This is a genomic window from Hylemonella gracilis ATCC 19624 (assembly GCF_000211835.1).
Classification (GTDB): Bacteria; Pseudomonadota; Gammaproteobacteria; order Burkholderiales; family Burkholderiaceae_C; genus Hylemonella; species Hylemonella gracilis.
The window spans coordinates 1-15695 of the sequence record NZ_AEGR01000098.1 but is presented as its reverse complement, the minus strand read 5'-3'; the positions used below and the strand labels follow the sequence as shown (position 1 = coordinate 15695).

Genomic DNA, 15695 nt, shown 5'->3' with positions numbered 1-15695 from the left:
CTGAAGCGCGAAGCCGAAGGCCATCCCCGTATGAGCGCGCGGGCGGCAAGCCCGATCCGCTCGCGCGGGAGCCAGCAGTCAACCTTCGCCGAGGTAGGCGGCGCGCACCGCCGGGTCGTGCAGCAGCTGGTCGGCGGGGCCGGACAGGCTGATCAGGCCGCTTTCCATCACATAGCCCCGGTCGGCGATGGACAAGGCGCGGCTGGCGTTCTGTTCGACCAGCAGCACCGTGACGCCCTGGCTGGACACCTCGTTCACCACCTCGAAGATCTTGTCGACCATGATTGGGGACAGGCCCATCGAGGGCTCGTCCAGGAGCAGCACCTGCGGACGGCTCATCAGCGCGCGGCCCATGGCCAGCATCTGCTGCTCACCGCCGGAGAGCGTGCCAGCGAGCTGCTGGTGGCGTTCCTTCAGGCGCGGGAACAGGGTGTACATGCGCTCCATGTCCGCATCGATGCGGTCCTTGTCGTCGTGCACGTAGGCGCCCATCAACAGGTTCTCGGCGATGGTCATGCGCGTGAAGATGCCCCGGCCTTCGGGGACCATGGCCAGGCCCTGACGCACCAGGTCCCAGGGGCCCTGGCCGCGGATGCTCTTGCCCATGTAGCTGATCGTGCCGCCGCAGGGCAGGCCGCCGGTGATGGCCTTCATGGTGCTGGTCTTGCCCGCGCCGTTGGAGCCGATCAGGCTGACCAGTTCGCCGCGCCGCACTTCGAAATTCACGCCCTTGACGGCCTGAATGCCGCCGTAAGCCACGGTCAGGCCGCTGACTTGCAGCAGTACTTCGTTTTGTTTCGTGTCGCTCATGATGTTTATGCGGCGGTGGCTTCGGCGGCAGTCTTGGCGCCGCCGTGGCCCAGATAGGCCTCGATCACTTTTTCATTTCTCTGCACTTCGGCGGGCGTGCCTTCGGCGATGCGGCGGCCGTAGTCGAGCACGGTCACGCGGTTGCACAGGCCCATGACGAGCTTCACGTCGTGTTCGATCAGCAGCACGGTGACACCGTCCTTGCTGATGCGCTCGATCAGGGCGCGCAGTTCCACCTTCTCGGTGGCGTTCATGCCGGCGGCGGGTTCGTCCAGTGCCAGCAGCTTGGGTTCCGTGGCCAGCGCGCGCGCGATCTCCAGGCGGCGTTGGTCGCCGTAGGAGAGCGTGCGGGCCTTGTAGTCGGCGAATTGGCCGATGCCCACGTAGTCCAGCAGTTCCTGCGCGCGCTTGGCGATGGCGGCTTCTTCCTGCTGGAAGCCCTTGGAGCGCAGGATCGCGCCCAGCAGACCCGAGCGCGAACGGATGTGGCGGCCGACCATCACGTTTTCCAGCGCCGTCATGTCGGAGAAGAGACGGATGTTCTGGAAAGTGCGGGCGATGCCGGCCTTGGCGACGTCATGCACCGCCGTGGGCTTGTAGGACACACCGCCGAGCACGAACTCGCCGCTGTCGGGTGTGTACAGGCCAGTGATCACATTGAAGAAGGTGGTCTTGCCCGCGCCGTTGGGGCCGATCAGGCCATAGACCTGGCCACGCTCAATCGTCAGGCTGACATCGTTCAGGGCTTGCAGACCGCCGAAGCGCTTGGACACGCCGTTGACGAACAGCAGGGTTTCCTTGTTCTGGCTCATGCTGCGCTCTCCTGGGCCGATGCCTTGTTCTTGCCTTCCGATGCCTTGCGGGACGACTTGCCGTGTTCCGGCGAGGGCCACAGGCCGCGCGGGCGCAACAGCATGATGATGATCATGGCCAGGGCGATCAGCAGCTGGCGCAGGATGGACGAATCCAGGCGGCCGTCCGTCATGGCTTGCAGCGGGCCCGCGACGTAGCGCAGCATTTCGGGCAGGGAGGCCAGCAGCACCGCGCCCAGCACCACGCCGGGGAGGTGGCCAATGCCGCCCAGCACCACCATGGCGACGATCATGATCGACTCCATCAGGCTGAACGATTCAGGCGAAATGAAGCCCTGGAAGGCCGCGAACATGGCGCCGGAGACGCCGCCGAAGGTGGCGCCCATGGCGAAGGCCAGCAGCTTCATGTTGCGGGTGTTGATGCCCATGGCCTTGGCGGCGGTTTCGTCCTCGCGGATCGCCATCCAGGCGCGGCCAATGCGCGACAGCTCCAGGCGGTGGCAGATGATGACGCTCACCACCACCAGCACAAGGAAGAGGTAGTAGTACATCACCACGGGGGTCACGGTGTAGCCGAAGAAATCCCAGCGCTGGCCCAGGCTGAACCCGAAGAAGTGGATCGGGTCGATCTGGCTGATGCCCTTGGGGCCGTTGGTGATGTTGTAAGGATGGTCCAGGTTGTTCATGAACACCCGGATGATTTCGCCGAAGCCCAGCGTCACGATGGCCAGGTAGTCGCCGCGCAGCTTGAGCGTGGGCGCGCCCAGCAAGATGCCGAAGATACCCGCCAGCGCGGCGGACATGGGGATGATCAGCCACAGCGGCATGTGCACACCGTTGGGGAAGAGGGCCGCGAAGGTCGGGAAGTTGTCCGACAGGTGCGGTGAGGCCAGCAGGCCAAACATGTAGGCGCCGACGGCGAAGAAGGCGACGAAGCCCAGGTCCAGCAGGCCGGCGTAGCCGACCACGATGTTCAGGCCCAAGGACAACAGCACGAAGAGCAGCGCCATGTCGGCGATGCGCACCCAGGCGCTGCCAAAGCCTTGCAGCAGGACGGGCAGCACCAGCAGGCCCACGGCCGCCAGCAGGATGCCGATGAGGCGCTGCCGGTTGGTCATTTGAGAGAAATTCATAGGAGCGTTTCTTTGATCAGGCTCTTAAATCAAGCGGTGCGTCCGGGCTCAGGCACGGTCCGCGACGCGTTCACCCAGCAGGCCGGAGGGCCGCAGCGTCAGCACAACGATGAGCACGGCGAAGGCGAAGATGTCCACGTAGTGGCTGCCCAGCACGCCGCCCGTGAGGTCACCGATGTAGCCAGCGCCGATGGATTCGATCAAGCCGAGCAAGATGCCGCCGACCACGGCGCCCGCCAGGTTGCCAATGCCGCCCAGCACGGCGGCCGTGAAGGCCTTGATGCCAGGGATGAAACCCATGGCGTGTTGCACGGTGCCGTAGTTGCTGGCCCACATCACCCCGGCCAGCGCGGCGAGCATGGCGCCAATGACGAAGGTGGCGGAGATCACGCGGTTGGGCTGCACGCCCATCAGCGCGGCCACGCGCTGGTTCTCGGCTGTGGCGCGCATCGCGCGGCCCAGCTTGGTGCCGTGCACCAGCCACACCAGCCCAGCCAAGGTCAGCGCCGTCACCACGAGGATCATGATCTGCGTGGGCGTGATGCTGGCGCCACCGAGCGAGATCGGCTCGCTGGGCAGCAGCGTCGGGTAGGACTTGTAGTTCGGCTTCCAGATGATCATGGCCAGCGTCTGCAGCAGGATGGACATGCCGATGGCCGTGATCAGGGGCGCCAGACGCGGGCTGTTGCGCAGAGGACGGTAAGCCACGCGCTCGATGGTGTAGTTGAGGACGGCGGCGACCAGGCAGGCGACGACCAGGGCCACCAACAGCACCAGCCAGGGAGGCAGCAGGGGCTGAATGAAACCGATGACCGTCCAGCTCACGAGCGCGCCGACCATCAGCACCTCGCCGTGGGCGAAGTTGATGAGGCCGATGATGCCGTACACCATGGTGTAACCCAGGGCGACGAGGGCATACATGCTGCCCAGCACCAGTCCGTTGATGATCTGTTGAAAGAAAATATCCATAGAAAAGCAGGCCTCGGGGTTTTGCGCCAAGGTGGTTGCAAGCTTTATGCCACTTGTGGCGGCGGGGGGGATGTAAAGCGTTAGCGCGCGTCGATGACCAACCTGAGGCGGACTTCAGCGGCGCTGAGCGCTCTGCTCGTTCAGCGCGCGTAATTGGCGCAGCTTTTCGGCGATTTTAATCTCCAAACCGCGCTCGACTGGCTGATAGAAACCCGGCTGTGCCATTCCTTCGGGCAAATATTGTTCGCCGGCGGCGAATGCGTCCTCTTCGTCATGGGCATAGCGGTAACCCTTGCCGTAGTCCAGTTCCTTCATCAATTTTGTCGGCGCATTGCGCAAGTGCATGGGCACCGGGCGCGTGCCGTCCTTCTTGACAAAGGCCTGCGCGGCCTTGTAGGCCTTGTAGACCGCGTTGCTCTTGGGCGCCATGGCGAGGTAGATCACCGTCTCGGCCAAGGCCAGCTCGCCCTCGGGCGACCCCAGGCGCTCGTACACCTCCGCGGCGTCGAGCGCCAGGCGCAGCGCGCGCGGGTCGGCCAGGCCGATGTCTTCGGCGGCCATGCGCACGAAGCGACGCGCCATGTAACGCGGGTCCGCTCCGCCGTCCAGCATGCGCACGAACCAGTACAGCGCGGCGTCCGGGTCGCTGCCGCGCACGCTTTTGTGCAGGGCGCTGATGGTGTCGTAGAACTGCTCGCCGCCCTTGTCGTAGCGGCGCATGCGTTCGCCCAGGACTTTGAGCAGCCACTCATCACGGATCTGCTCCTGCTTTTGCTGACGGGCCGCGACGCTCAGGGTTTCCAGCGTGTTCAGCAGGCGGCGCGCATCGCCATCGGCGTAGGCAATCAAACGGTCCAGCGCGGCATCCTCCAAGGGCGGCACGGCGTCGATGCCGCGGGCGCGCAGCACGATCTGCTTCAGGTCGTCCTCGGTCAGTGCCTGCAGCACATAGACCGCCGCGCGCGACAGCAGGGCGGAGTTGACCTCGAAGGAGGGGTTCTCCGTTGTCGCGCCGATGAAGGTGAAGAGGCCGCTTTCCACGTGCGGCAGGAACGCGTCCTGCTGGCTCTTGTTGAAGCGGTGCACCTCGTCGACGAAGACGATGGTGCGCTGTTGTTGAAGACCATCGCGAGCGGCCTCGGCCAACTCCACCGCCTCGCGGATGTCCTTCACCCCGCCCAGCACCGCGCTGATGCTGATGAACTGCGCGCCGAAGGCATCGGCCATCAGCCGCGCGATCGTTGTCTTGCCGGTGCCCGGCGGCCCCCAGAGGATGCAGCTGTGCGGCTGGCCCGATTCGAAGGCGATGCGCAGCGGCATGCCCTCGCCCAGCAGGTGCTGCTGGCCGATCACCTCGCCCAGCGTGTGCGGGCGCAGGCGTTCGGCCAGGGGCTGGTGCGGCGGACTCGGGGGCGATTTGGACATGGCCCAAGGATTTTAGGTTGCGACGGTTGGCGCTTTTGGCATGATGGAAGTCGTTTCACGTCGCGCGCGCATGTCAGCATATGTCAGCCATTCAGAACATCCAAATGCTCACACGCTACAACGCGTGGGCGAACCACCGTCTCTTCAACCTGCTGGCCTCTTTGCCCCCCGGGGAGCCGAGTGCCAAGCGGGTGACGGGCTTTGGCAGCATGGTGAACACCTTGAACCATGCTTACGTGGTTGACATCATCTGGAAGGCGCATCTGGAAAGCCGGCCTCACGGATTCACAAGCCGGATCACGGAGGTCGAACCCTTGCTGCCGGAATTGCGCGAAGCGCAAACCGCGGTTGATCGGTGGTACATCGACTATGCCCTGATGCTCACCGAGCAGGCGCACGACGAGGCCATCCCGTTCAAATTCGTGGACGGTGGCGCAGGGATCATGACCCGAGGCGAAATGCTGTTGCATGTGGTCAACCATAAAACCTATCACCGAGGCTATGTCGCGGACCTTCTGTACCAAATTGGGTCGCGTCCTCCGGTGATGGATCTGCCGGTGTTCCTGCGTGATGGCGAGAGACGCGCTTGAACGAGCAGCAATCACTGCGGGCGGCCATCGACGAGGAAGTGCGGCTGTTTCCCCATGATCCCTCGTGGCCCGCGGCTTATGCCGCCGAGCGGCAGCGCCTTCTCTCGGCGCTGCCCGGCCTGTTCATCGACGCGCAGCACGTGGGCAGCACGGCCGTCCCAGGCCTGGTGGCCAAGCCCATCATCGACATCCTGGCTGGCGTGACTTCCATGGCGGCGGCGGAGTCTGTCATCGCCCCGCTGTGCGCTGCGGGGTACGCCACCTCGGCCGAATACAACGCAACGCTGAGCGACCGCAAATGGCTGATGCGTTGGGCGGACGGGCGCCGCACGCACCATCTCCATGTCGTGGTCCATGAAGGACCGGTCTGGCGTGAGTGGCTGCGCTTTCGAGATGCGCTGCGTGCCCAACCCGCGCTCGCGGCCCGTTATGCCGAGTTGAAGGCCGACTGCGCGAGAGAGCATCCCAGAGACAGGGAGGCTTACACCCACGCCAAGGCGGAGTTCATCCGCGCCGTGACAAAAAATCATTGCCGTTCCACGTCCGAGCCAGGAGCATCCCCATGACCGAAGCTGACCGTCTCAAAATCCTTGCATTCGCACTGCGGGCCATCGGGGCCTTTTCCATTTTTGGCTTCTATCCCCTGACGGTGCTCTGGCCCTCGGGCTGGGTCTGGCACAGCGGACAGTCGGAGTATTTGGTGATGATCATGGCGCTTTACGCCACCTTGGGGATCTTCCTGATCGTCGCGGCACGCAGTCCGAAAGATCACCTGAGCTTGATCTCATTCGCCATTTGGTCAAGCATCGTGCACGGTGGCGTCATGGCGGTGCAGTCCTTGGTCGAACTGCGACACGTCCATCACCTCTACGGCGATGTGCTCGTGCTATTTGGTGCCGCCGCGGTGCTCGCTTACCTCTGCCCGCAAGCTCTGATGTGCCGCTTTGCTTCTCGAAGTGCGTCCCCTCCGAACGGGCGAGATGCGGGTGGGTGAGGCCAGCGCGGGCGCCTGCGTTCGTGCCGTTTCAGCCCGTGTTGCGCAAGCCTGCCGCGATCCCGTTGATCGAGATGTGGATGCCGCGCCGCAGGCGGTCCAGGGTGTGTGGATCGTCGGCCTTGCCCGCGCGATGCCGGCGCATCAGCTCGACCTGCAAGTGGTGCAGCGGATCGATGTAAGGCAAGCGGTGCTGGATGGAGCGTTGCAGCGCCGGGTTGGCGGCCAGACGCACCTTGTCACCGGTCAGCAGGCTCAGCGCCTCGGCGGTGCGCTGCCACTCCGCTTCGATTTGCGCGTAGATCTTGCGGCGCAAGGGCGCATCGACCAGCCCGGCGTAACGTGATCCCAGGGCCAAGTCGCTCTTGGCCAGCGCCATGTCCATGTTGGACAGCAGGGTCCGCAGGAAGGGCCATTCGCGCGCCATCTTGCGCAGCAGGGCCAGGCGGGTCTTGCGAGCGCTCCCGCCGCCGGCCTCGAGGTACGCGGCCACGGCCGAACCAAAGCCGTACCAGCCCGGCAGGTTGATGCGGCTCTGGCCCCAGCTAAAGCCCCAGGGAATGGCGCGCAGGTCCTCGATCTTCTGCGTGGCCTTGCGCGAGGTCGGACGCGAGCCGATGTTGAGTTCCGCGATTTCGCGTATGGGCGTGGCACTGAAGAAGTAGTCGGCGAAATCCGGGGTGTCGTAGACCAATTTGCGGTACGCCGTCATGCTGGCGTGCGACAGTTCTTCTGCCGCCCGCAGCCACGCGGGGGCCGCGGCTTCGGTGGGTTGCAGCAACGTGGCTTCCAGTGTGGCCGCCACCAGGGTTTCGAGGTTACGTCGGCCGATCAAAGGGTTGGCGTACTTGGAGGCAATCACCTCGCCTTGTTCCGTCAACCGGATCTGACCGCGCACCGTCCCTGGGGGCTGGGCCAAGATGGCCTGGTAGCTCGGGCCGCCGCCACGGCCGACCGTGCCACCGCGGCCATGGAAAAGGCGCATCTTGATGTTTGGCTTGTTGGCCCCCACGCTTCCCGCTGCGCGTGGTGCGCTGCCCCCAAGTGCAGGCGTGCCCTGCGCTTCGCTAGGGGTGGGCCGTCGCTGCTCTTGGGACGGCCCTGCGGCGTTCATGTCGTCAAACAGCGCCGCCAGCTCGGTCTCGGCGCGGTACAGCTCCCAATTGCTGGTGAAGATGCCGCCGTCCTTGTTGCTGTCGGAGTAGCCCAGCATGATGTCTTGCTCGCCGCCGCGCTCGACCAAGGCGGTGATGCCGGGCAGGGCGTAGTAGTCGCGCATGATGGGCGCGGCGTTGCGCAGGTCCTCGATGGTCTCGAACAGCGGCACGGTGATGAGCCCCGCCGTGCACTCCGCGTCGTCCAGGGTGCCGCCGAGCGCGCCTTGCAGCAGGCCCACTTCCTTTTGCAGCAGCAGCACCTCCAGCAGATCGCTCACGGTCTCGGTGTGGCTGATGATGTAGTGCCGGATCGCTTCCTTGCCGTAGCGCTGACGCAGGTCGCGTGCCGTCTCGAAGACGGCCAGCTCGCTCTGGGTCCAGTCGCTGTAGCGCGCCCCGACCACGCGCAGGGGCCGAGCCTCATTCAACAGCCGCAGCAGCAGGGTGCGCTTGGCGCCCTCGGTCAACGCGGCGTAGTTGGGTTCGATGCGGGCCACGCGCAGCAGTTCGGTGATCACTTCTTCGTGCTTGTCCGAGCTTTGCCGCAGGTCCAGGGTGGCGAGGTGCAGACCGAAGACTTGGACCGCGCGGATCAGCGGACGCAGACGCGTTTGCGCCAGCGGTCCCCCATGGCGTTCCGTCAGGGAGTCGTCGATGGTGCGCAGGTCGGCCAGCAGCTCGGCCGCGCTGGTGTACAGGGGGCGTGGCGCGAGGGCCAGATGCGGTGCCTCGGCGCCGGCATAGGCCCGCAACGTCGCGGCCAGCCGGGCGTAGATGTGGACCAGCGCGCGGCGATAGGGTTCGTCCTGGCGGTGCGCGCTTTGGTCGGGCGAGGCGTCGGCCAGGGCGCGCAGCGCGGGGCTGCAACCCACCAGCCGCTCGGACACGGAGAGCTCCACCCCGAGCAGATGAACTTCGTGCAGGTAGTGCCGCAGGGCCACCTCCGACTGGCGCGCCAGGGCTTGCTCCATGGTGTGCGCCGTGACGTTGGGGTTGCCGTCGCGGTCCCCCCCGATCCAGTGGCCCATGCGCAGGAAATCGTGCACGGGCGCGTCCAACGCCTCCTCCAGCTGGGCGTAGAGGGCCGGGATCTCGCGCAGGAAGGTGGGCTCGTAATAGCTGAGCGCGTTGTCGATCTCGTCGGCCACCGCCAGCTTGCTGCCGCGCACCAGGCGGGTCTGCCACAGCTGCAGCACGCGCGCGCGCAACTGCGCTTCATTGGCCGTGAGTTCACGCGGGGTGAGCTTGTCCCGGCGCGGGTCCACGCCGGCGGCGCGGGCCTTGATTTCGTCGCGCTGCGCCAGCAGGTGGGCGATCGAGCGTTCAGCGTCCAAGATGCTCTTGCGTTGCACCTCGGTGGGGTGCGCCGTCAGCACGGGGGAGAGATAACTCTGTGCCAGGGTGTCGGCGATGTCAGTCTTGGCGATGCCCGCGCCGTGCAGGCGCGTCAGCGCGGCGGCGATGCTGTCTTCCTCGGTCTCGCCGGCGCGTTCGCGGCTGGCGTGCACGCGGATTTGGTGCCGGTCTTCGGCCAGGTTGACCAGGTGGCTGAAGTAGGTGAAGGCGCGGATCACGCTGACAGTCTGCTCGTCGCTCAGGCGCTTGAGCAGCTTGTTCAACTGCTGGCCTGCCTCGGCATCGGCGTCCAGGCGGAAGGCGACGGAGAGCTTGCGGATCTGTTCGATCAGTTCGTAGGCGCTGTTGCCTTCCTGGTCTCGGATCACGTCGCCCAGCACGCGGCCCAGCAAACGCGTGTCTTCGATCAAAGGCTGTTCTTCGTCTCGTGTTTTGTGCATGTTCCGCGCTCGGGTCGGGTGTCGCGTGCATGCTAGCATCGCCAGCCGCCCGGCTCCGCCGACGCGGCCCCCGCTCTGCGAATAACGCTCATGTTCGCGGCGAATAAATCCGATCCTCTCGCCGCTGTCCCGCACTCCGTTCCCCAGGCCTTGACGCCCTCCGCTCCGATGTCCATGAACCTCACCATCGCCACCCGTGAAAGCCGACTCGCTCTTTGGCAGGCCGAGCATGTGCAAGGCTTGCTGCGCCAGCAGGGACACGCGGTGACACTGTTGGGCATGACCACCCAGGGTGATCAAATCCTGGATCGCGCCTTGAGCAAGGTCGGGGGCAAGGGCCTCTTCGTGAAGGAGCTGGAAGTCGCCCTGGACGAAGGCCGGGCCGATCTGGCCGTGCACTCGCTCAAGGATGTGCCCATGGAATTGCCCGAGGGCTTCGTGCTGGCCGCCGTGCTCGAGCGTGAGGACGAGCGCGATGCTTGGGTTTCGCCGCACTGCGCTGGTCTGGCCGACCTGCCCAGCGGCGCCATCGTGGGCACCTCCAGCTTGCGGCGCGTGGTGCTGCTGCGCGAGGCCTTGCGTGCCTTGGGTCGCGACGATGTGCGCATCGAACCCCTGCGCGGCAATCTGGACACGCGCCTGCGCAAGCTGGACGAGGGGCAATACCACGCCATCGTGCTGGCCGCCGCGGGGCTCAAACGCCTGGGCCTGGCAGCGCGCATCCGCAAGATCTTCACGCCTGAAGAGATGCTGCCCGCCGCCGGTCAGGGCGCGCTGGGCATCGAGATCAAGCACGGTGCGACGGCGCAGACCGCCGCACTGGAGCAGGCGCTGTCCAACCTGGCCCACCAGCCCACCTGGTTGCGCGTGGCCGCCGAACGTGCGGTCAGCCGCGCCATGGGCGGCAGCTGTTCGATGCCCCTGGCCGCACACGCGGCCTTTGTCAGTTCCCCCGCGCCCAAGGGCGCGACCTTGCGCTTGCGCGCCGCCTGGGGTGACGTGCAAGGGCGGTTGCCCTTGGTGCAGGCGCAAGACGAAGCGGCCGTGCATGGCCTGGACGATGCCGAAGCCTTGGGCTTGCGCGTCGCGCGCCAACTGCAAGAGGCGGTGCGTCGGGCCGGTGGGACCTTGCAGTCCTGAGCCCTGAGCCCTGAGCCCTGAGCCTCAAGCACGCTTGAATGCGAACCGTCCAATGCGCGTCATCGTCACCCGTCCCGCCCGTGAAGCCCAGGAGTGGGTGGAGGTCCTGCGGCGAGCGGGATGGCAGGCCGAGCCGCTGCCATTGATCGAGATCGCGCCCGCGCCCAAGCCGGATGCCGTGCCGCGCGTGTGGGCGCAGCTGGATGCCGACCCAAGGCATTGGCAAGCCATGATGTTCGTGAGCGCGAACGCCGTCGAGGGCCTCTGCGCTGCGCGTCGGGGTTGGGCGCTGCCGCAGACGCAGGGGCCGCAGGCCTGGGCCACCGGGCCGGGCACGGCCCGTGCCCTGGCGGCGGCTGGCTGGCCCGCCGAATGCATCGTTGCCCCTCCCGACGATGCACCGCAGTTCGATTCCGAAGCCCTGTGGGCGCGGGTCGCGCGGCGGGTGCAGGCCGACTGGCGCGTGCTGATCGTGCGCGGCGCCGACGCGCAGGACTTGCCCGAGACGAGCCCCGGTGCATCCGGCCCTGACCCTGCCCGCCTTGAATCGCTCAGCAACGGCGCCGGACGTGACTGGTTCGCGCAACGGCTTCGCGAGGCGGGTGCACAGGTGGACTTCGTCGTGAGTTACCAGCGCCGCGCGCCTGCCTGGACGCCTGACTCCGCGCCGTTCGCCCTGGCCCGCGCGGCGGCGCGAGACGGCGCCGTCTGGCTGTTCAGCAGCAGCGAGGCCCTGCGCAACCTGCGCAGCCTCTTGCCAGACCAGGATTGGCGGGCGGCGCGAGCCCTGGTGACCCATGAGCGGATCGCACGGGCCGCGCGTGACGCAGGCTTTGGCGACATCGCGATGTCCAGACCCGCCTTGACCGACGTGCGCGAGGCCCTGACGGCGTTCGCGCGGCGAGAGCCTCGATAGAATCGTCGCGATGAGCACCACGCCCCAGCCCACCGGTCCCGAGTCCTCGCCGAGCGCCCCCGCCGACACCCGTTTGCCGCAGGGGGGCGTGGTTTCTCCCGCTGCAGCCGCCGCGAAACCCGCGCGCTGGCCGGTGTGGCTGCTGGGTGCTTTGACCGTCCTGGCCTTGCTGCTGGTGCTTCTGCTGGGCGTGCGTCAACACATGACCGCGGACCAGCTCGCGCGCCAGGCCGCCGATGCCTTGTCGGTGGCCACGGAGGCGCGTGCGCTGGCCCAGCAAGGCCATGTGCGCGAGCAAGACCTGACCGCGCGTCAAGCCGTGCTCGATGCCCGCCTGAGCGACACTGCGCTGCAGCGCAGCCAGCTTGAATCTCTGCTGCAGAGCCTCTCGCGCTCGCGCGACGAATACCTGTTGGCCGATGTGGAGTCCACGCTGCGCCTGGCCCAGGAGTACACGCAGATGAGCGGCGGGGCCCAGCCCATGGTGGCGGCGCTGCGTTCCCTGCAGCGGCGCTTGCAATCGGCCTCGCCCCGTTTGGCCCCTGTTCAGCGCGCCGTCGCGCAGGATCTGGCGCGCATCGAGTCCTCCTCTTACCTGGACACCCCCGCGCTGCTGGCCAGGCTGAACGAATTGCTGCGCCTGGCGCCCGATTTGCCCTTGGCCAACGCCTACGACCCCGGGCGCCCGGGCCGTGCCCAGGCGGGTCCTGCGGCAAGCGCCGCGCCCAAGATCCCCCAACCCGCTGCCACGGCCGCATCTCCCTCGCAGGATGGCGCTGCGTCCGCCGCGCCGGTCGACGCCAGCGCCAGCTGGGCCGACAAATTGCAGGCGTGGTGGCTGCGGCAATGGGCTTACGCCTCGCAAACGCTCAGTGGCCTGGTGCGCGTGAGCCGCATCGATGGGCCGGAGGCCGCCCTGCTGGCGCCGGACCAGTCCTTTTTCCTGCGTGAGAACCTGCAGTTGCTCCTGCTCAACGCACGCCAGGCCTTGCTGGCGCGCCAGCCGGAGGCCGCACGCACGGACCTGCTGCGGGCGGAGTCATTGCTGAGGAAATATTTCAGTCCGGACGCCGGCGCCACGCGCGAGGCGCTCGAGCTGCTGCGCGGTGTCCAGTTGCAGGTGCAGAACCTGAAGTTGCCGCGGCCGGACGCGACGCTGGCGGCCTTGGCCGCCGTGATGCCATGACACGCGCGCTCGGGGGCGCTGGTGGGACGATGAGGGAGAAGGGAGAGTGATGCGCAGTCTGGTCTGGTTGCTGTTTCTGTTCGCGCTGGCGGTGGGCGCTGCGCTGTTCCTGGCCGACAACACGGGCCTGGTCACCATCTTCTGGCCTCCCTACCGACTGGACGTCTCGGCCAACTTCGCCGCCCTGGCCTTGCTGGTGTCGTTTCTGGTCCTGCACGCGCTGCTGCGCGGGCTGTCCCTCTTGCTGGGCATGCCTGAGCGCGCCCGCCTTTGGCGCCGCAGGCACCAGGAGCGTGTCCAGCAGCAGGGCCTGCTGGATGCCATGGCCCACTGGACGGCGGGTCGCTACCTGCGCGGCCGCAAGGCGGCTGAGAACGTGGTGGAGCAGACCCAATCCCTGATGCGCAACGAACAGGCGCTGCCTCAGAGCATCCGCACCGTGGCACTGGCCCATCTGCTGGCCGCGGAATGCGCCCACGCCCTGCAAGACCGGCCCCGGCGGGACGAACATGCCCAAGCGGCACTGGACGCGGTGGCGGGCGAGCTGGCGGGGGCTGGCGACAGCGTCAAGCGCGGTGCCGTGCGCATGCGCGATGCTCAGGAGGTGCGCGATGGCGTGCAACTGCGCATGGCGCGATGGGCCTACGAAGACCGTGATGCCCAGGCGGCCCTGCGCCGCGTGGATGAGTTACCGCAGGGCGTCGCGCGCCGGCTGGCCGCCCTCCGACTGCGCCTGCGTGTCACGCGGATGGCGGGAAAGCCCTTGGCGGCGCTGGAGACCTTGCGCCTGCTGAGCAAACACCGCGCGTTCTCGGACACGGCCACCCAGGTCATCGTGCGTGGCCTGGTCACCGAAGTGTTGCGCGACGCCCACGACCAGGCGCAACTGCTGCAGGCCTGGGAGTCCCTGGAGCCGGCGGAACGTGATCTGCCCGAGGCCGCCCTTCAGGCTGGCGAGCGGATGCTGGCGCTGAGCAACCAAGGTCGGGCGGGCGGCAGCGGGGAGGGGGACGAAGACGGAGACATCGCGCAGGTGTTGCGGTGGCTGGAGCCTGTGTGGGAGCAACTCGTGCGGCCGATCCTTCCGCTGGCGGCCACGGCCTCCATGTCAGCGTCATCGGTCGTCCAGGGTGCGGCGGCGGCTTCTGCCTTGCGTTTGCGTCTGGTGCGGTTGTTGGAGCGCGGTTTTGAGCGGGTGCCGCCGGATGCGGCCTGGTTGGGACGCATCGAGACCGCGCAAATGGCCAGCCCGGGTGATCCCTTGTTGCAATACCTGGCGGGCGTGACCTGCATGCACCTGAGTTTGTGGGGCAAGGCGCAGCAACTGCTGAAACAGTCGCTGATGCAGCTCAAGGACGAGGGATTGCGCCGCCGCGCTTGGACCAGCCTGGCTCGGCTGGCCGAGCAACGCGAGGATGCGCCCGCTGCGCTGGAGGCCTGGCGGCGGGCCGCCCTCGGTTAGCGGCGGGCCGCGGCACTCGTCCAGGCGGCTGGCCGCCGCGATTCAGGAGCACGGTATCGTCGCGGGACATGGGTTGCATACCCGTGACAGTAGGGTCGCTCCCGGCTAATATGGTCACCACCATGCCGACCCTGATCGATCACCTCATCAAGCTGACGGATCATCGCGACCGCGAGTTGCTGGACCTCACCTTGGCCAAAGCCCTGCTCGACCTGACCTCCATCCAGCGCGTGGTGATCGCGCGCCTGATGGTGGACGAGGAGCAGAAACGCTGGCTTGACAAGGTGACCCTGGACGCCGGCGGCGGCGGCAAGGTGGTGGACCCCTTGCGCGCGGACTTTAAACGTTTGCCGCGCCTGGATGATGAGCCTGACCGGGTGCGCTGCCTGCAAGAGAACGCCGAGATCGAATTGGCCTGGGCGGGCCAAGATGGCCCGCGCATTTATTTCTATCCCTTGCTGGACGAAGTGCGCGACGATGAGCGGGGTGTGCTGGAGGTCCACGCCGGCAGCGTCTTGGACGATGGCGCGCGGCTCATCATCGATCAGATCCACCGCGTCTACCGCAACATGCACGTGCTGCTGGCCTACAGCGATCACGATCCCCTGACCGGCTTGCTCAACCGCAAGTCCCTGGACGATACCTTCTACAGCGCCGTGCTCGAGGAATTGACCAGCACGTCCCCTGGTGCAGGGGCCTCCACACCGTCCAGCGCGCCGCAGGACGCGAAGCCTGCCGAGCCCGAGCGCCGTCACCGTGTTCCTCCCAATTACTGGCTCGCGACCATCGCGGTGGACCATTTCCAGCTCCTCAACGACAAGCATGGCCATTTGCTGATGGAGGAGAACACGCTGCTGATCACGCGCATCATGAACAACACCTTCCGCACCCACGACCGGCTCTACCGGTTGGGCGGAGACCGTTTCGCGGCCTTGTTCCACTGTCCCGAGGAATCCTCGGCTCAGAACTTGCTGGAGCGTCTGCGCGACAGCATCGAGCGCTTCAATTTTCCGCAGCTCAGTCGCGTCACCGTCAGTATCGGTTTCACCCGGATTCAGTCGGACGACACACCGGATGCCGCGCTGGAACGGTCCGAGCAGGCCATCGACTATGTGCAAAGGAATGGCTACAACCAGGTTTGCAGCCATGCGGGGCTGCTTCGGCGTGGCTTCTTTGGCTTGGTGCAGCGCTCCGGTTCGGTGGACGTATTCCAGTGACGTTGCCGCGCACGGCGTTGAGGGTCGTCAAGCGAGCCACCGAGTAAAAAAACCGCCATGGATGCCATGGCGGGGTTTTTTTTTTTGG

General features: G+C 66.6%; 14 protein-coding genes. 8 read left to right on the top strand and 6 right to left on the bottom strand.

Annotated features, from left to right (window positions below; all coding sequences use genetic code 11):
* Nucleotides 1-78: 78 nt before the first annotated feature.
* From HGR_RS15020 to HGR_RS15000, 5 genes are all read right to left on the bottom strand, one after another.
* A complete protein-coding gene (locus tag HGR_RS15020) occupies nt 79-810 on the bottom strand; it encodes an ABC transporter ATP-binding protein (protein WP_006299214.1) in 732 nt (243 codons plus the stop codon).
* Nucleotides 811-815: 5 nt separating this feature from the next.
* The gene (locus HGR_RS15015) at nt 816-1622 is read right to left on the bottom strand and encodes an ABC transporter ATP-binding protein (RefSeq protein ID WP_006299213.1); all 807 of its coding nucleotides are present in this window, start codon (nt 1620-1622) and stop codon (nt 816-818) included.
* Nucleotides 1619-2755: a branched-chain amino acid ABC transporter permease gene (locus tag HGR_RS15010; RefSeq protein WP_406564789.1), complete on the bottom strand. Its 1137-nt coding sequence runs from the start codon at nt 2753-2755 to the stop codon at nt 1619-1621. The genes HGR_RS15015 and HGR_RS15010 overlap by 4 nt, the downstream gene beginning before the upstream one ends.
* Before the next feature lie 48 nt (nt 2756-2803).
* Nucleotides 2804-3724 carry a branched-chain amino acid ABC transporter permease gene (locus tag HGR_RS15005; RefSeq protein ID WP_006299210.1) on the bottom strand — a complete coding sequence of 307 codons (921 nt, stop codon included), beginning with the start codon at nt 3722-3724 and terminating at the stop codon, nt 2804-2806.
* Nucleotides 3725-3838: 114 nt separating this feature from the next.
* The gene (locus tag HGR_RS15000; protein WP_006299208.1) at nt 3839-5149 is read right to left on the bottom strand and encodes a replication-associated recombination protein A; all 1311 of its coding nucleotides are present in this window, start codon (nt 5147-5149) and stop codon (nt 3839-3841) included.
* Nucleotides 5150-5253: 104 nt separating this feature from the next.
* Here HGR_RS15000 and HGR_RS14995 point away from each other — a divergent pair, with 104 nt between their 5' ends.
* Genes HGR_RS14995 through HGR_RS14985 form a run of 3 tightly spaced genes read left to right on the top strand, consistent with a single transcriptional unit; the run spans nt 5254 to nt 6733 of the window.
* Nucleotides 5254-5739: a DinB family protein gene (locus HGR_RS14995; RefSeq protein ID WP_006299207.1), complete on the top strand. Its 486-nt coding sequence runs from the start codon at nt 5254-5256 to the stop codon at nt 5737-5739.
* Nucleotides 5736-6305, top strand: a complete 570-nt coding sequence (locus HGR_RS14990) for a GrpB family protein (protein ID WP_006299206.1) — start codon at nt 5736-5738, stop codon at nt 6303-6305. Before HGR_RS14995 ends, HGR_RS14990 begins: the two co-directional genes overlap by 4 nt.
* Entirely contained in the window at nt 6302-6733 is a 432-nt protein-coding gene (locus HGR_RS14985) for a DUF6632 domain-containing protein (protein WP_006299205.1), read from the top strand. Before HGR_RS14990 ends, HGR_RS14985 begins: the two co-directional genes overlap by 4 nt.
* A gap of 31 nt (nt 6734-6764) precedes the next feature.
* Here the strand turns inward: HGR_RS14985 and HGR_RS14980 are convergent, their stop codons facing one another.
* On the bottom strand, nt 6765-9686 hold the full coding sequence (locus tag HGR_RS14980; RefSeq protein WP_006299204.1) for a phosphoenolpyruvate carboxylase: 2922 nt from the start codon (nt 9684-9686) through the stop codon (nt 6765-6767).
* A 168-nt stretch (nt 9687-9854) separates the two neighbouring features.
* Here HGR_RS14980 and hemC point away from each other — a divergent pair, with 168 nt between their 5' ends.
* The 5 genes from hemC to HGR_RS14955 all read left to right on the top strand — a co-directional run bounded on the left by hemC (nt 9855) and on the right by HGR_RS14955 (nt 15607).
* Entirely contained in the window at nt 9855-10826 is a 972-nt protein-coding gene (hemC, locus tag HGR_RS14975; RefSeq protein WP_006299203.1) for a hydroxymethylbilane synthase, read from the top strand.
* A 52-nt stretch (nt 10827-10878) separates the two neighbouring features.
* A complete protein-coding gene (locus HGR_RS14970; protein ID WP_006299202.1) occupies nt 10879-11742 on the top strand; it encodes a uroporphyrinogen-III synthase in 864 nt (287 codons plus the stop codon).
* A 10-nt stretch (nt 11743-11752) separates the two neighbouring features.
* Entirely contained in the window at nt 11753-12928 is a 1176-nt protein-coding gene (locus HGR_RS14965; RefSeq protein ID WP_006299201.1) for a uroporphyrinogen-III C-methyltransferase, read from the top strand.
* A gap of 49 nt (nt 12929-12977) precedes the next feature.
* A complete protein-coding gene (locus HGR_RS14960; protein WP_006299200.1) occupies nt 12978-14390 on the top strand; it encodes a heme biosynthesis HemY N-terminal domain-containing protein in 1413 nt (470 codons plus the stop codon).
* 122 nt (nt 14391-14512) lie between these two features.
* Nucleotides 14513-15607, top strand: coding sequence for a GGDEF domain-containing protein (locus HGR_RS14955; protein WP_138922561.1), 1095 nt, complete (start codon nt 14513-14515; stop codon nt 15605-15607).
* Nucleotides 15608-15695: the final 88 nt, after the last annotated feature.

Excerpts from the sequence above, each read along its gene's own strand:
- HGR_RS15020 (WP_006299214.1), bottom strand. The coding sequence starts at position 810 with ATGAGCGACACGAAACAAAACGAAGTACTGCTGCAAGTCAGCGGCCTG.
- HGR_RS15015 (WP_006299213.1), bottom strand. The coding sequence starts at position 1,622 with ATGAGCCAGAACAAGGAAACCCTGCTGTTCGTCAACGGCGTGTCCAAG.
- HGR_RS15010 (WP_406564789.1), bottom strand. The coding sequence starts at position 2,755 with ATGAATTTCTCTCAAATGACCAACCGGCAGCGCCTCATCGGCATCCTG.
- HGR_RS15005 (WP_006299210.1), bottom strand. The coding sequence starts at position 3,724 with ATGGATATTTTCTTTCAACAGATCATCAACGGACTGGTGCTGGGCAGC.
- HGR_RS15000 (WP_006299208.1), bottom strand. The coding sequence starts at position 5,149 with ATGTCCAAATCGCCCCCGAGTCCGCCGCACCAGCCCCTGGCCGAACGC.
- HGR_RS14995 (WP_006299207.1), top strand. The coding sequence starts at position 5,254 with ATGCTCACACGCTACAACGCGTGGGCGAACCACCGTCTCTTCAACCTG.
- HGR_RS14985 (WP_006299205.1), top strand. The coding sequence starts at position 6,302 with ATGACCGAAGCTGACCGTCTCAAAATCCTTGCATTCGCACTGCGGGCC.
- HGR_RS14980 (WP_006299204.1), bottom strand. The coding sequence starts at position 9,686 with ATGCACAAAACACGAGACGAAGAACAGCCTTTGATCGAAGACACGCGT.
- hemC (WP_006299203.1), top strand. The coding sequence starts at position 9,855 with ATGTCCATGAACCTCACCATCGCCACCCGTGAAAGCCGACTCGCTCTT.
- HGR_RS14970 (WP_006299202.1), top strand. The coding sequence starts at position 10,879 with ATGCGCGTCATCGTCACCCGTCCCGCCCGTGAAGCCCAGGAGTGGGTG.
- HGR_RS14965 (WP_006299201.1), top strand. The coding sequence starts at position 11,753 with ATGAGCACCACGCCCCAGCCCACCGGTCCCGAGTCCTCGCCGAGCGCC.
- HGR_RS14960 (WP_006299200.1), top strand. The coding sequence starts at position 12,978 with ATGCGCAGTCTGGTCTGGTTGCTGTTTCTGTTCGCGCTGGCGGTGGGC.
- HGR_RS14955 (WP_138922561.1), top strand. The coding sequence starts at position 14,513 with ATGCCGACCCTGATCGATCACCTCATCAAGCTGACGGATCATCGCGAC.